The 14,433-nt window shown below is 34.1% G+C and carries 21 protein-coding genes and 1 pseudogene; 16 read left to right on the top strand and 6 right to left on the bottom strand.

Annotated elements, in window-relative coordinates:
* Positions 1 to 121: 121 nt before the first annotated feature.
* Positions 122 to 436, top strand: coding sequence for a helix-turn-helix domain-containing protein (locus EHQ64_RS11155; RefSeq protein ID WP_135649571.1), 315 nt, complete (start codon positions 122 to 124; stop codon positions 434 to 436).
* Positions 437 to 441: 5 nt separating this feature from the next.
* On the opposite strand, the gene EHQ64_RS11150 is transcribed toward EHQ64_RS11155, so the two are convergent.
* From EHQ64_RS11150 to EHQ64_RS11135, 4 genes and pseudogenes are all read right to left on the bottom strand, one after another.
* A complete protein-coding gene (locus EHQ64_RS11150) occupies positions 442 to 708 on the bottom strand; it encodes a hypothetical protein (RefSeq protein WP_135649570.1) in 267 nt (88 codons plus the stop codon).
* 76 nt (positions 709 to 784) lie between these two features.
* A pseudogene (locus EHQ64_RS20325) lies at positions 785 to 1,081 on the bottom strand (Panacea domain-containing protein); the annotation flags it as partial.
* A gap of 211 nt (positions 1,082 to 1,292) precedes the next feature.
* The gene (locus tag EHQ64_RS11140; RefSeq protein ID WP_135649569.1) at positions 1,293 to 1,853 is read right to left on the bottom strand and encodes a hypothetical protein; all 561 of its coding nucleotides are present in this window, start codon (positions 1,851 to 1,853) and stop codon (positions 1,293 to 1,295) included.
* Entirely contained in the window at positions 1,819 to 2,295 is a 477-nt protein-coding gene (locus EHQ64_RS11135; RefSeq protein ID WP_135649568.1) for a Panacea domain-containing protein, read from the bottom strand. The genes EHQ64_RS11140 and EHQ64_RS11135 overlap by 35 nt, the downstream gene beginning before the upstream one ends.
* Before the next feature lie 263 nt (positions 2,296 to 2,558).
* Between EHQ64_RS11135 and EHQ64_RS20220 the strand changes: the two genes are divergently transcribed.
* Together EHQ64_RS20220 and EHQ64_RS11130 are read left to right on the top strand one after the other, a co-directional pair.
* Complete coding sequence (locus EHQ64_RS20220; RefSeq protein ID WP_167882390.1) at positions 2,559 to 2,714, top strand: hypothetical protein; 156 nt, start codon at positions 2,559 to 2,561, stop codon at positions 2,712 to 2,714.
* A gap of 161 nt (positions 2,715 to 2,875) precedes the next feature.
* Positions 2,876 to 3,130, top strand: coding sequence for a helix-turn-helix domain-containing protein (locus EHQ64_RS11130; RefSeq protein WP_135649567.1), 255 nt, complete (start codon positions 2,876 to 2,878; stop codon positions 3,128 to 3,130).
* Between the two features lie 12 nt (positions 3,131 to 3,142).
* Here the strand turns inward: EHQ64_RS11130 and EHQ64_RS11125 are convergent, their stop codons facing one another.
* Positions 3,143 to 3,994, bottom strand: a complete 852-nt coding sequence (locus EHQ64_RS11125; RefSeq protein WP_135649566.1) for a hypothetical protein — start codon at positions 3,992 to 3,994, stop codon at positions 3,143 to 3,145.
* 212 nt (positions 3,995 to 4,206) lie between these two features.
* On the opposite strand from EHQ64_RS11125, the gene EHQ64_RS11120 reads away from it, so the two are divergent.
* Positions 4,207 to 4,548: a hypothetical protein gene (locus EHQ64_RS11120; protein WP_210410848.1), complete on the top strand. Its 342-nt coding sequence runs from the start codon at positions 4,207 to 4,209 to the stop codon at positions 4,546 to 4,548.
* Between the two features lie 21 nt (positions 4,549 to 4,569).
* The gene (locus tag EHQ64_RS11115; RefSeq protein ID WP_135649565.1) at positions 4,570 to 5,028 is read left to right on the top strand and encodes a hypothetical protein; all 459 of its coding nucleotides are present in this window, start codon (positions 4,570 to 4,572) and stop codon (positions 5,026 to 5,028) included.
* Positions 5,029 to 5,071: 43 nt separating this feature from the next.
* On the opposite strand, the gene EHQ64_RS20215 is transcribed toward EHQ64_RS11115, so the two are convergent.
* Positions 5,072 to 5,230 carry a hypothetical protein gene (locus EHQ64_RS20215; protein WP_167882389.1) on the bottom strand — a complete coding sequence of 53 codons (159 nt, stop codon included), beginning with the start codon at positions 5,228 to 5,230 and terminating at the stop codon, positions 5,072 to 5,074.
* 489 nt (positions 5,231 to 5,719) lie between these two features.
* On the opposite strand from EHQ64_RS20215, the gene EHQ64_RS11110 reads away from it, so the two are divergent.
* The 11 genes from EHQ64_RS11110 to EHQ64_RS11065 all read left to right on the top strand — a co-directional run.
* Positions 5,720 to 6,043: a hypothetical protein gene (locus tag EHQ64_RS11110; protein WP_135649564.1), complete on the top strand. Its 324-nt coding sequence runs from the start codon at positions 5,720 to 5,722 to the stop codon at positions 6,041 to 6,043.
* Complete coding sequence (locus tag EHQ64_RS11105) at positions 6,030 to 6,800, top strand: hypothetical protein (protein ID WP_135649563.1); 771 nt, start codon at positions 6,030 to 6,032, stop codon at positions 6,798 to 6,800. The genes EHQ64_RS11110 and EHQ64_RS11105 overlap by 14 nt, the downstream gene beginning before the upstream one ends.
* Before the next feature lie 162 nt (positions 6,801 to 6,962).
* Positions 6,963 to 7,724 carry a hypothetical protein gene (locus EHQ64_RS11100; protein ID WP_135649587.1) on the top strand — a complete coding sequence of 254 codons (762 nt, stop codon included), beginning with the start codon at positions 6,963 to 6,965 and terminating at the stop codon, positions 7,722 to 7,724.
* A 1,048-nt stretch (positions 7,725 to 8,772) separates the two neighbouring features.
* A complete protein-coding gene (locus tag EHQ64_RS11095) occupies positions 8,773 to 9,510 on the top strand; it encodes a hypothetical protein (protein WP_135649562.1) in 738 nt (245 codons plus the stop codon).
* Between the two features lie 222 nt (positions 9,511 to 9,732).
* Positions 9,733 to 10,380 (top strand): alpha/beta hydrolase, encoded by a 648-nt coding sequence (locus tag EHQ64_RS11090; RefSeq protein ID WP_135649561.1) that lies wholly within the window; start codon positions 9,733 to 9,735, stop codon positions 10,378 to 10,380.
* A gap of 205 nt (positions 10,381 to 10,585) precedes the next feature.
* Positions 10,586 to 11,113 (top strand): hypothetical protein, encoded by a 528-nt coding sequence (locus EHQ64_RS11085; RefSeq protein WP_246048728.1) that lies wholly within the window; start codon positions 10,586 to 10,588, stop codon positions 11,111 to 11,113.
* Between the two features lie 254 nt (positions 11,114 to 11,367).
* Positions 11,368 to 11,883, top strand: coding sequence for a hypothetical protein (locus EHQ64_RS11080; protein ID WP_167882387.1), 516 nt, complete (start codon positions 11,368 to 11,370; stop codon positions 11,881 to 11,883).
* A 223-nt stretch (positions 11,884 to 12,106) separates the two neighbouring features.
* Entirely contained in the window at positions 12,107 to 12,985 is an 879-nt protein-coding gene (locus tag EHQ64_RS11075) for a hypothetical protein (RefSeq protein WP_135649559.1), read from the top strand.
* Between the two features lie 5 nt (positions 12,986 to 12,990).
* Positions 12,991 to 13,164, top strand: a complete 174-nt coding sequence (locus EHQ64_RS20210) for a hypothetical protein (RefSeq protein WP_167882388.1) — start codon at positions 12,991 to 12,993, stop codon at positions 13,162 to 13,164.
* A 221-nt stretch (positions 13,165 to 13,385) separates the two neighbouring features.
* Entirely contained in the window at positions 13,386 to 13,916 is a 531-nt protein-coding gene (locus tag EHQ64_RS11070; RefSeq protein ID WP_135649558.1) for a hypothetical protein, read from the top strand.
* Positions 13,917 to 14,130: 214 nt separating this feature from the next.
* Positions 14,131 to 14,433, top strand: a 303-nt coding sequence (locus EHQ64_RS11065) for a hypothetical protein (protein ID WP_135649557.1), incomplete at its 3' end; no start/stop codon positions are given.

Below are 14,433 nucleotides of genomic sequence, written 5' to 3'. Positions count from 1 at the left end.
AAAAATAGGTGTAACCTATGTATATCAGGATAAGCATTTCGGTCAATGAAATTTATAACGATCTATAGTTCATGTGTCATGAATCGTGGCTAATTGTTCATAAATCTTTTATTCTTTTAGAATGGATTATGATCCAATTTTAGAAAGCATAATAAAGAAAATAAAAACCATCAGAGAATCGCGAGATATGAGCCAAGAGAGCGTAGCTGGCCTAGAAGTTAGTTTACGATTCTATCAGAAAATTGAAGCGGGAAAGGGCATACCGAGCTTAAAAACACTGCTCATTATTGCGGATTCATTAGGTGTGCATCCTAAGGAACTTTTCGATGTTCCTTTACTAAAAGACAGACCTCTTAAGAAAGAATTTCAAAAGAGAAAAAGACCGCGTTCTGTTTCTAATAAATCGGAACCTGCAGTAAAGAAAAAGAAAAGATAATTACCTTAACCAAGAATTCCATAATTTTTAAGGATTCTATATTCAGGATTTTCAAAACGAAATTTCATTTTTAGTAAATCTTCATACTCTTTTGCTCTTTCTTTGAAATCTCCAAATGTGAAGTAATTGTCTTCTTTAATTTGAAGTGTAAGAGTAATCGTTAAATTTTTAGAATCTTCATGCAAAAGAGCTGGCCGAACTTGGTGTTTTCTAAGCAATTCTAATAAGGATTCTTTTTCGGTACCTTTTATAGGTTTAAAGTCATCAGTCATATAAACATATAGTAGTTATGAATTTGATTATGTTGTAATTTTTTTCATCCTTGATCATAAGAGAAACTAAAGAATATTATGAATGTAATTGGGTTTTAAAGTAATTCTTCATATGATAATGAGAAATTTCAGCATTTCTCGCTGTATTTAACCATGGAAGTTCGGAAAGAGTTAGTTCTTTTAATTTCCATGCCGAATATTGACCATAAAAACGATTAATTTCTTTGAGAAATGCAATTTCAGTTATATGAAATATTTTTGTAGAATCGTAATCAGTAGGAGCTGGTATCGCATCGGATCCATATATACTAAAATCCATATATAGCTCTCTTACTACTGGCCCATGTTCCCAAGCTTCAATAGGATCTTTAAATAAAGGCTTTTTTTTTGCCTGCTAGATAAAATCCCTGAGCATAATAAACTAACTTTTGTATTTTAAGATTTGTTATAAGATCACCAGCATCGGGGTAACGTATACTAAGGAAAAAATCGGCTACGTTTCGTGCTGTTAACTTGATTGGAATTAAAGTCGCCATAATTATTAGTGGTGAGTAATTCGGTGCTGTTAGATTTTTATAATAAAATTAATCAACGATTGGATAGATTTTATGTAGAGGATCGTGCCAAATTGCAATAAACATATCTCCACATGTAAAACCAAAGAATCTAAACTTTCCCATTAATCTGAATCTAAAAATTTCTTCGAAATCATCATTTTCTAATTCAGTTAATCTTTGCCTAGCTTCTTTACAAAGCTTGTTTATTGGATAATAAATATGCTTTTGACGAGTACCTTTTTTGTAATTATATTTTTCTGCAAATATTTCTTTCCAAAGCTTATTAACATAATTTTGTCGGAATGCTTTAATTATTTCTAATGAATCACCAGGCTTTTCCCAGTTTCTATGAGTCCCCCATGTCCATTCTCCCTCATGGTCAGCTCTACTTTCATCAAGTTGTAAAGGAAGATCAAATGTGGGTTTGGCTAGGAGATCTTTTTTATCTAAAGCTTTTTTAATTTGCGAGCGCTCTTTTAGCTCAAATTGAGATATTCTTTTAGTTCCCTTAATTGTAGCATTGATAGTTATTTTTTTATGTACTTCTGGACTATCAACTTTTCTTAGATTTTTTTCGTTGTTGCTCACTATAAACAGCCGAGTAATATTCTACCATTGAGCCCAAAGAAATTACCCTTGCTCCTCTCTCACCTGGCTCAAGTCCTTTTCTTGCTTTAATCCAAGGAGTCTCTTGGTGAGTTAATTGGCTTAATTGTTGTCCTGACAATTTACCATATGCATCTAGAACTGCATCAACAGTTGCTTTTTGTTTTTTAGTAAGTCTACTTTTATTACCGACGCGTAATCCAGATATCACAAAGTCGCCTTTATGCTCTTCGTACAGTTCTCTAATAACGGGACCATTCGCCCATGCTAAAATTTCTTCCTCAAATAAAGGTTCATCATCCCAAACTAGCGACCAAGCTTGTGAATAATAGCATAACTTTTGAAGTTTGAAGGTAGTAATACTTTGGCCGGGATTTAAATGGCTTAAAATATACTTTGCTACATCTAAAACTGAAACTAACATAAAAATAAATTCATTAAAATTACTTATCTAGGCGTAACTTTTAACCTTATAAGTTAGACGTCCAGGAAATTTCTATGATTGCATCATAAAACGACTGATACGTACCTATTTAACTAGTAGTTCCTTCTGGGGGACTTTTCCACTAAGGTCTATTAAATCGCTACTTTTACTCCAATCGGCAGATTCCTTGGATTCTATAGACCTTTCTATAGGCTTTAAGAACTTAATTGAGCCAAATCCCTATTTATTCAAATATAGGATACATGGCGGACAAATCTAAGCTTTCCGAGCATAAACTAACAAAAAAACAAAAAGAAAAATTAGGTAAAATATACAAGGAATTAGAAGAAAACCCTGACCTTTTGCCTTGGGTTGAAGCAACTATCAAATCATATAACAGGAATATTAAAGAGAGCTAAAGTCAAATATGGGTAACATCATTCCCTTTTATTTTTATAGAGTTTCCGTATTACCGAAATTCAACATATTTTAACTCAATCTACCGACATATACATTCTACAAACTAATGAATAATTGAAATATTCCAATTGAGGATAAATCTATCATAGAAATTCTATCTATGAAAAAAGATCATCCTTTACATAAAAGATTTATGAGACGGCTTAGAGAAGCGAGGCTAATCGCTGGATACACTCAGAGGGAAGTTGCTGATTACATCGGAAAGAATTCAAGCTATGTATCTAAAATAGAAAACTGTAAAATTGATTTAGATATGTTTATCCTATTCAGAATGAATGAGCTCTTTAAAAAACCTATAAGCTATTATTTCGAGTCTCAAAGTAAAAGAACAAAGAGAATTAAGAAAGAAAGTTAATGATCTGCTCTTTCATTGAAAATTTTTCATTCCCATTAATTCGAATGGTGAATATGCTGCGACATTTTGATCTAAATTAATTATGTAATGTTCCTGAGTTACATCCAACTTTATATAATCAGCTGTCAGTAAAGTTGGCTCCACTTCATCACTAGGAATATATTCTTCCCACTTACCATTTTCAAAATTTATTGTATATCTTGCCGGACGCTTTTCAATGTTTCCATCTAAAGCTTTTAATTTGATATAACCTTTCGCTACAACTATTCCGAAATCATTATTCGTCTTCTTTAAATAAATTCCGTCAGGACGTCTCTTAATTGCTTTAATAAAAATATTACGGTTATTATCAAATGAAACCGCGTCACCTTCGGAAACCGTTGAATCAATTTTTCCGTGCTGCCATTTAGTGTCCGTAGCTGCTATGGCCGATACAAAAGCACTGTTTCCAGGCTGAAGAATTGTATGAAACCCCCAATAGGCCGATTGCAAGGTTTTGAATTTTAAATTTAAATTTGCGTTCTCTTCCTTAAGATCAATTTTCTGAATTTTCCTTAAAATATTTACTGTTATCGATTTAAAAAATTCATCAACAATGGAATAAATTTTCGGGACCAATATCCTAATTGCTAAAAAGAAAAGTATATAGCAAAATGTTTTGAATACATTTTCACCAAAAGAGAAATGCAAACTTTTTAAGTGTCTTTCAACATCAAAGTAATGAGTGGTATTCATTCTCATTTTATAAATAAAAAGAAAAATTGGATCAAAATTAGCTAATAAAAACCCAATGATGATCGGACTAAAATTCGGATTTTTTAACCTAAGCTTAACTTCATTATACAAATCACCCATTGCACTCATCGATATTCATAATTCCTTTATAGATAACAATAAGGTCATTTATTCTTAAATAGCAACTAACGTACATCCGAAATCCACTAAAGTGTACTAAAATCCGCAATACTAAACGTAAATTTACTAAAATAATTTAATGCACTTTTTCAACCTCCGTTGTTGACAAACGAATTAGGGTACGTTATCGTTTTAGACATAATCCTGGAGGTAAACCTGGAATGAAAATTGAAGGTTTTGATAAGTTTCAAAAACAGCTTAAAGATCTTGAGAGAAATATGAAGAAAATCGGAGGAGAGCATATAGTCCCTCTTAACGAACTTTTCAATACAAGATTTATGAGAACGTATACTCAGTATTCTTCTTTTGAAGAAATGCTTAACGCATCGGGCAACGAGATTGAATCACAAAGCGATCTTGATTCGTTATCGGAAAATCTTGAATGGGATTTATTTGTTTCTCAAAACTCCAGATTTAGAAGTTGGGAAGCTATGAAAATTGCAGCAGGAAAGGAGCATGGACAAAAAATGCTTAACGATGCTGTTAAAAGAGCTTTTCGATAAGTAAATAATAGGGTTAATAAAATGACTTCTTACTCTATTTGTACCCATCCAGAATGTAACAAAGGATACTTATCCGAAATAGGATCCAAAAGAAATGTTTGTGGGATCCACAAATATCCATTGCTTGCAAAGTGCTTTTTCTGTGGTGAGTCTTCTTTAACCCCCGAGGATACATTCTGTACTTTTTGCGGCGTAAACATAAAAGAAACAATGAAGGATGTTCTCACTATATTCTTTATAGCAAAAGTTGTAGCGGGAGTTAAATTGAAATTACATCCGTTAACACCGGTTTATGTCAACAGAGTTAATGAAGACTACAAGGAATACTTTCCTGTAATGGCTTTATTAGAGGCTGGCCCAAACGGAAAACATTCAATTGATGAAAACTTAAATCGTGAATTGCGGAAAATTGAAGAGGATGACTTTAATGATTTCTTAGATAAATTTAGTAAAAAAAATAAGACTTATCTTACACAATGATATCATTCTTATAGCTTATCTTTCCAGAAGTTTAAATACTCTATTATCCTTCGATTAAATCATCCGGTGTAATAATAATTGGGTGCCAAACCCCATCCTTATCTATCCAAAATTCCTTAATACTATTCGGATCTAAATTTTTAGGAAATATAGAGGCATCTATTATTTCTGGCAATTCATCATCTATAACAGTTGTTAGCATATACTCTATTAGTGCTAAATTATAGAAAAATATGATAAGAAAGAAATTTTGTGAGTTTAGAATTGGAACATTCCATATTAAACTGAAGATATCTAACAGAAAGCTTAGTATAATCTACCATCATATGAACACCATACATATGTATAGTTATTTTTCCCGAAAGAAAACAGTTCGATCGTTTCCTGAGGGTTTAGATGAGTAATATAGCCCAATGGGTGAAATTCGCAAAAGCTAGTGGAGGATAGTAATGAGAAAAACTATCAAAAAAATTAAATCCGAAATAAAGAAATACATTCCAATTCTAAAGGAAGTTTACTCTTTTCTAAAATCATTAGGAATGATTTTTGGTTTTATTAGATTCTTATACGAGTTATTTAAAGATGAATGATGAATTTAGTATTTGTAAGAAAAAATCTATTACTATTTTTTTCTTACAAATACTAATAATTGTATATACTTTAACAAAGCATTTTCAGTGGAGAAAGTAAAATGACACGAGAAGAATTGTTAAACTATTTGCGTACCGAATTCAGAAATTTTAAGCAATCTCATGTAAGAAATCCATATAATGATATAGACGATCTGGATTTCTTTATCGAATCATGCAATAGAAACGGTATAAACAGTATATCAGAACTACAAGCTATAGTTGGATTAGATATGAATAGAATTAGAGAAATTTTAGAAATAATGAATCCAACAACAATGATTTCTGAATTAGCTTATCACGTTGCCATACAGAACTATGGATTTTGTATAGAGGGTTTCTTGTCTCACCAAATAGGCATTTTCTATCCAAATGGAAATTCATGACAATGAAACGAATTTAAACCAACTAATTTACTGTCCTATTCGGGATAATTGGGAATCGAAAAAATATGGAGAAACGATCATTGAAATTTCTAGATTAGAAGATTCTGAAGAATCAATGTATTCGCGGCAGTGCACTGAAAAATTGCAGCAATTCATTTTCGGGAATCAATATTTTACCCCTGGTGCATATAAATTTAATCGGCGGCCATCTGAAAAAGAATGGCTTCATTTTATCGAAAATGTATCGGATCAACTATCATTGCAAAATGAATATCTGATTGAAAAAACGGATTTCGTTACCCTAATAATTTGCCGGGCCAATCCGCCTGATTTCAGACTCCTTGCAAAACTATGTGAAGATAATGACCTAGGTTATGGAGAAATGTCAGGATGGGCAATTAATGAAAATACTCCAGATCGCCTAATTAAAAAGATAAAAAGCAAATATAAATATTATGATAAAGGGCGAAACTATATATTGAGTTTATATGGATTGAGTCATATTTTCTTTTTTTACGGACAGGGTATGGCTCAGTCAATTTTAAAGGGAATCTCGAACGACTTTGGCTTCCCAATAAAGTATAATTACCAGTTTATGTATGCTCAGGAAGATGTAGCAAAGGATTTGACCGAGTTTCATAGAATTCATTTTAAAATTCCAAATTCTATTACCATGTGTTCATATTTTCCGAAAGAATACATTTTGAATTCTACTTCAAAGCAATTATTTGTAGATTTACTGCAAAACTTCGGCTAACTATCGGCTCTGACGCTGCGCCTCGAGATGCTTGCGCACTCTCGCTTGGGCTACGCCACATTTCGCTTTGTCACTCGCCTTGCAGGGCAAGTCTCGCGCCAAGTCCTTTCGGACTCGCGAAACGTCGTCAAGCCTTGGTCGTTAGTCGCCATAATCTAAAAGATGATGTTTGAGATTAAAAAACTTTCTCCAGATTCCTGGGAGAATCAAATCATTACATATCTTTTTAATAATCTTGCTGAGAGAGGTGAGCTTTCAGAAGTAGCTGAGATTTTCAAGATAGATGAATCTGGAGAGTTGACTCCTGACTTTTATTCTACAGGATATAACGGCTTATTTGAAGTTAAGAAAGTTACGGAAAACGAGGAAGACATGGCAAAAGTCTCTTCGTCCTTTAAGGCATTAGATGCACTCAGTGAAGATTTAAATCAAAGAAATCCTTTGGCAGGCAGTAATACAACCGCACATATACAAATATTAGATGATTTAATTCTAAAGTCCAGAGGGAAGGAATATGTTCAGTTATGTAATGCGATAATCGAGTCACTAGAGAAACGAGAATTGTTTGGTAAAACAGACCATAATTTCTTTAGAATCGAATATATAGAATTGGAAGAATATTTATCTAGTTTGTGGTTTCGACATGGCGGGACAGTTAGATTTATTAATCCATTCAATTTGAAAATTCCATTGAAGAAAGCTATTTCTAAGGCCAATGAACAACTAAAGTATAAGCAGTTTTCAGAATCGACAAAATATAAACGAATTCTGTTGCTGGGTCATTATTATACTTTTACGAATGATCCGGATGATATAAAAAGGTCAGTAGAATTATTAAAAACTGAGCAACCTGAAATTTTTAATAATATTGATAGAATATATATTTTGTCTAGAGATTATTTTGAATTTATAGACATACAATAGATTACGGCGACTAACTTTCGGCTCTGACGCTGCACTTCGGGATTGCTTCGCAACCCTCGCTTGGCCTCCGGCACATTTCGCTTTGTCACTCGCCTTGCAGAGCAAGTCTCGCGCCAAGTCCTTCGGACTCGCGAAACGTCGTCAAGCCTTGGTCGTTAGGCGTCATTTTTAAAGAATTTCATTAATATCGATAATGATAGATACAAATAATTTAGCTTCACTTTGCCCGACATTGATTGATGTTTTTACCGATCAAGAGGTAAGTAATTCTAAAATAGAAACCTACAATCGAAGATTATCGGAGACACGAGAAAGTTTAGGTAGGTTTTCAAATTATCTTGCTAAACTACATGATTCGTCCTTCAGGATAATATCAAATCTGAATTCCAATCTAATAGTTTCGCTGAAAGATAGAGGATTGGCTGAGAAAGCTGATAAGATCATTGAAGAAAATTCAATTAATATATCGGGAACCGAATTTCCCTTAACTATAAAATTTCTAAACTGCCTTAATGTTCGATTGTATAAGATAAGTGATAAAGGATTTCTAAAAAGAGCGAGTTCCAATGAATTGACTCTGAATTATACGTATCTTTATGATGAATTAATAGAAGTAAAGTCTGGTCAGATTTTATTGGCTATTGTTCTATTTCACGAATCGTTTCGAAGAATTAGGGATCCTTTTAGATTATTACTCGTAAATACGTCTAAAATCGAAGTTGTAGAAGATCATGAAAACTTATGGATAAATCATTTCGATGGCCGTTTTTTAAATGATTTTCATGATTATCGAAATGAATTAGTTTATCTAAGTCTTAAAAACGACGCCTAACTATCGGCTCTGACGCTGCGCCGCGGGATGCTTCGCACCCTTGCTTGGCCTTCGGCACATTTCGCTTTGTCACTCGTTTTGCTGAGCAAAACTCGCGCCAAGTGCTTTGCACTCGCGAAACGTCGTCAAGCCTTGGTCGTTATGCGAAAGCGCAAAAAGTAATACTCAAATGACGAATTCGAACATAGCTAATTGTAGTTTCAAACAGTGAAAAACATGATTTCTAAAGTTAAAAATTTAATCAATATACTAAATACAAATAAACCTATAATTGAAGTTATCAATTCCCTTGTGCTGTCAACTGTAGTAATTGTTACTAGTGTTAGAAGTTGTCAAATGTATGAAAGGCAAGCGAAAGCGGCGGAAGTTCAAATTAGGCCCTCCATTACTGTAAGACATTCCTATGATTATAATGAGAAAAATCGCGATATAGAAACCGATTCTCTGATAATCTCAAATACTCGTGGAGACGTATTAAACATAGACTCTACCGCAATTTCTTTCATAAGATATGAAATCACTAAAGGAAGGAATGTAACTAATTATTTTCTACCTATCATTTATTATGGAATTTCTGCACATACGGGGAATAGCAAGGGGGACTTGATAAAGCATTTTGATTTGAACAATCATCTTTTATTTGGCATTCTGTATAGGACTGAAGTTCTACAGCATCCGAAAGATTTGTTTACAAAATTAGAATTATATACATACTTAAAATTGAATTATGTAGATGAAAGCAGAGAAAAAAATGAAATCTTCTTCCTAATACGACCGGGTGAAATTATTCCTGTTAAGGAGGAGGATTTTGTTTCTTGCAAGGAATATTTAAATAACCTTACATTTCCCCAACACATTTCAAAACTTAACTACTTGATGCTGGTGTCTGATATATCTTCGGGTATATTAAAGCCAGATAATGAAAAGGAATGCAAGTTTGATAGGCGCAATTAATCTTCGCTTTGTCGATGCGCCTTCGCATAACTTTCGGCTCTGACGCTGCACTTCGAGATTGCTTCGCAACTCTCGCTTGGCCTCCGGCACATTTCGCTTTGTCACTCGCCTTGCAGGGCAAGTCTCGTGCCAAGTGCTAAGGCACTCGCGAAACGTCGTCAAGCCTTGGTCGTTAAGCGCCAGTTGCGTAATATTTAATAGTAATCCAAGAAACAGGAAATTGTGAGAAATATATATCTTATCAGTGGTTTAGGAGCTGATGAAAGAGTTTTTCGGAATATTGATTTTAAAGGAGAAAATCCAAAATATATTCGCTGGATAGATCCTTATGTAGATGAATCTATCGAAAGTTATTCAAAAAGACTTCTAAATCAGATAGATTCTAAAGATGAACTGATTTTGATAGGCGTATCCTTTGGTGGAATAATAGCTAGTGAAATTGCAAAGCATATTCCAGTAGAAAAAGTCATTATTATTTCAAGCATTAAGTCAAGTTCAGAAAAACCGTTAATTTATCGCTTTATCAGCTTTCTAAGATTAATAAATCTAATTCCGTCATTTTTACTAAAACTTTATAATCCAATTTTGGCTTATTTCTTTGGGATTTCATCGATAGAGGATAAAGAGCTACTAAAAAGTTTTCTTTCCAAAACCGATGGAAAATTTATAAAATGGGCTCTTAAATCTATATTGAAATGGAATAATAAAATACACTCTTCTAACTTATTTCATATTCATGGAAATAACGATATGCTGTTTCCGAGTAGATTGATAGGGCAGGCGGTATTGATAGCGGATGGAGACCACTTTATGATTCTTAATAAAGCAGAAGAAATATCTCTAAAATTGGCTGAAATTTTAAAGAGTTAGTAAGACAACGCAACCAGCGCTTAACTTTCGGCTCTGACGCTTCGCTTCGAGATTGCTACGCAACTCTCGCTCGGGCTACGCCACATTTCGCTTTGTCACTCGCCTTGCAGAGCAAGTCTCATGCCAAGTCCTTGCGGACTCGCGAAACGTCGTCAAGCCTTGGTCGTTAGGCGTCATGGACAAATAAATATATTGAAATAAATAGATGACAACTTGGAGTAAACTAAGCAAAAATATGAAGAACCGTTGGAATAAATTTTTATCTCATCCTGAATTTGTTCAATTTGCATCGGATTCTAAATGGGTGTTCAAGATTTTATCTAAACTCTTAGTTTTGATAGTGTTCCTATCAGTAATTTTTCCTGCTCTTTATATTTTATTATTTTGGGTGGATTTTAGTAGCTCTAGTTCTCAAGCGGGCAGAACATTTATAGGTCCTTTGGTAATTCTTTTCGCATTTTGCGGCTATTTTTTGTATTCATTAATTTCAATTGTATCTATTTTCAGATTTGGTAAATGGCATGCTACTATCCTAATTGGCTACAATTTGTTTATTGCTATTGTATACTTACTTCAGCAAATTAATTCTTCCGGATACTTTGGGCAAGATGTCTTCTCTGATGTGATTGTATATGGGATTGCTATATCGAATATTCTGATTGCGATTGTTTATTATAGAATATTTAAGAAAAGCATCAAAACTGACAGAAGTATTATTGCCCACGACGCCTAACTTTCGGCTCTGACGCTGCACTTCGGGATTGCTTCGCAACCCTCGCTTGGCCTTCGGCACATTTCTCTTTGTCACTCGCCTTGCAGGGCAAGTCTCGTGCCAAGTCCTTCGGACTCGCGAAACGTCGTCAAGCCTTGGTCGTTATACGCCATCATATGAATTACAAATATTCAAAAATAGTCTTCGTTTTAAACTTCGTAACCTTCATATACTTTTCTTCTGAGATATCTGCAGGCATAGACTTTCTACGAAATATGTTAGGAGGTAAAGACGATAAAATCTATTTTTCAACTATACCTAATATCATCTATTTATTGGAGTTAGTCGGTTGTGCCTATTCACTCGAATCATTTTCAATTGTATATTTACGTAGCCGTAGAAATGTAATAGGCCGGATGAGGGCTGATAGTTTGTATTCAATCAAATATGGAAATGTCAAAGGAAACGATCAGGAAGATTTAGATGATTACGAATCAAGCTTAATAAGCTTGGCATTTTTTGGTGTTCCTTTAATTCTTTCTTTAAGCTATTTCGGCGTTTTAGCAAGAGATAAAGTAGAAGAGCATAGTTTCTTTTTCTTTAAAAAAGAAGAGAAAATAACTGATTTAGTAAAGGTTGATTTTAAAGAGTCGGTATCCATTAAAATGCGAAGAATCAAAACTTTAAATTTTGAATTTAAGAACCAGGAAGAAATAGTAGCTTTCGGATCCTTTGCACTTATTGAGCGGGAACTGAATTCACGCGGAATTCAAATAACAAATATAAAATAAATCACGATTGCGATAGCATATGACGGCGTATAACTTTCGGCTCTGACGCGTCGCTTCGAGATTGCTACGCAACTCTTGCTCGGCCTCCGGCACATTGGCTTCAGTCACGACTTTTGCAATGCAAAAGATCGCGCCTGTCTCTAACGCCTCTGTGAGGCTCAGAGAACGCCAACGTCGTCAAGCCTTGGTCGTTAGACGAAATTGAGAATAAATGGATAAGTAAATGCAAAAAACGCTAGGTGACTATATATCAATTTTTATCTCCATTGTTGGCAGTCTTGCAAGCATTATTGCCTTTTACGTTGTTTTCAAAGACAATTTAAATGAACAAGGGGTTTATGGCGTAATCTTTCTTGGAATTATCTCGATATACCTTTTAATTTCAAATGCTTGGCTTATTGCTAAATATAGAAAAAAGACTCGGTATGTCTCTGTCTTCGAAGAACTAAATGCGGGATATCATAAGATTCACCAAGGGGTTAGAAACGAATCTTTAGATATTGTTGAATTAAAGACTGGTTTAGAAACGTTATGTACGCACCTTACAAATATATTCTCTGAAATAAATGGACACCGCATTTCAACATGCATAAAAATAATAATTAACGAAAATAATAAGCCGCGCTTGATAACCTTATGTCGAGATATATATTCTAAAACAAATCGCGTAATAGGAAATGACGATATAACTAAACATTGGATGACTGAAAATAGCGATTTTAACTTTATTTTTGAAAGTATATCTGAGGGAAAAGTCTCTAACACATTTTTCCATGCCAATTGGCTTCCGGTCCATTATGAGTATAAAAATACTCGATTGGGAGTTTCAAAATTAAGCAATATTCCATTTCTATCTCTTTTACTTCGTTTTTTTCAATGGCCATTGCCATATAAGAGCACAATCGTTGTGCCGATTATACCGTTTTCTATAGAAGGTCAGAAAGATGCATTAAGGGGGTTTTTATGCATAGATTCTCCTAAAAATGTAGCCTTCAATGCACAAATTGACGTACAAATTTTAAACGGTGTCTCGGACGGTATATATACTGTAATTGACAAGATTTTTGAATCCTTAAACAAAAGTACTAAGAAAGGGAAATAAAACCTATGAAGCTTATTGTCCAAATTGGTTCGAAGCCTTCGAAAAGACCTTCCTCAACAGATAAACTACTTATCTCTAAAATTATTGCTGAACTCGCGAATGAAAAAAAGGAAGAAATTGATGCCTTAATTTTTTCCCAAAAACAAGAAGAAGAACTATTAAAGCTTCTTTCAAAATAGATTTATTTTAGATAATTCTCAACTTCGTCTAACTATCGGCTCTGACGCTGCGCTTCAGGATTGCTACGCAACCTTCGCTTGGCCTTCGGCACATTGGCTCAGTCACTCGAATTGCAGAGCAATTCTCGCGCCTGTCTTCGCTTCGCTCAGCTCGCCAACGTCGTCAAGCCTTGGTCGTTAGGCGAAACGCCTTTTAAATTTATCCGTAGCAGAAATTATTCATGTTAGTGATTTTAAACTATATATCTTTATTATTTGCTGTTTTTCTTCTTATTGGTGCTTGCAATAAGCCGGAACAAAAGCAAATCAATAGATGTGCTGATCCCGAGAAGGTTCAGGTTGAAGAGAAAACATATAGAAGACAGACTTTAGGTCTCTATGAATTGAATATGAAAAAGAAAATAGATGAAATACTCCGGGTAGCAGGCAATTCAATAGTGGATCGATATCAAAAAAAATCTGTTCTTGTGCGAGAAGGTGCAGATACAGCAATTCGTGAGGAGAAATTTTGGATTAGCGATAGAGGTATAGTTATTGAAGGTAATACACTTCTTAAGCTGCAATTTTTAATTAATGGTAGTGGTGTAATTATTGATACGAAAGTTCTTTGTTCAAATGGTACTGAAGAGATTAATAAAATTATAACGAATGCTTTTAAGGGGATTAATTTTGGAGAACCACCTGCTTCAGCATCGAATAAATTGAACAGTTTTGAGATTGTGGTTCCAAGTGAATATTTGCCGAGGCGTTAAAAAAAGCGCATCGCCTAACTATCGGCTCTGACGCTGCACTTCGGGATGCTTCGCACCCTCGTTTGGCCTCCGGCACATTGGCTTCAGTCACGACTTTTGCAAAGCAAAAGGTCGTGCCTGTTCTAACGCCTCTTCGAGGCTCAAAAATCGCCAACGTCGTCAAGCCTTGGTCGTTAGGCGCCATAAATGCTAATAATCTAAACAGGAAATTAATTTGAAAATATTCTATATAACGTTTTTATTTTACTTATTTAATTGTGCTTCTATATCCCAAGAACAATGGCAAAAAGTCGTTAAAGTTAATATAAAGGAAGAAAATCAATTAAACATTCATTATGATGAAAGGTGGGAAACAAGAAAAGAAATTATTAGCTTAATTTATAGAAATACGAAGGAACTTGGAAAATTTAGTCCAGATTATGATCTAAGTATAGATTTAATTCATTTTAAGTTAGAAACGATACCAATGATTTCTGCGCAGGCAAGTTTTTGGGAAAAACTAAAGTTATGGGCAATA

The sequence above is a fragment of the Leptospira sarikeiensis genome (genome assembly GCF_004769615.1).
Lineage (GTDB): Bacteria > Spirochaetota > Leptospiria > Leptospirales > Leptospiraceae > Leptospira_B > Leptospira_B sarikeiensis.
This window is presented reverse-complemented; position numbering and strand designations above follow the sequence as displayed.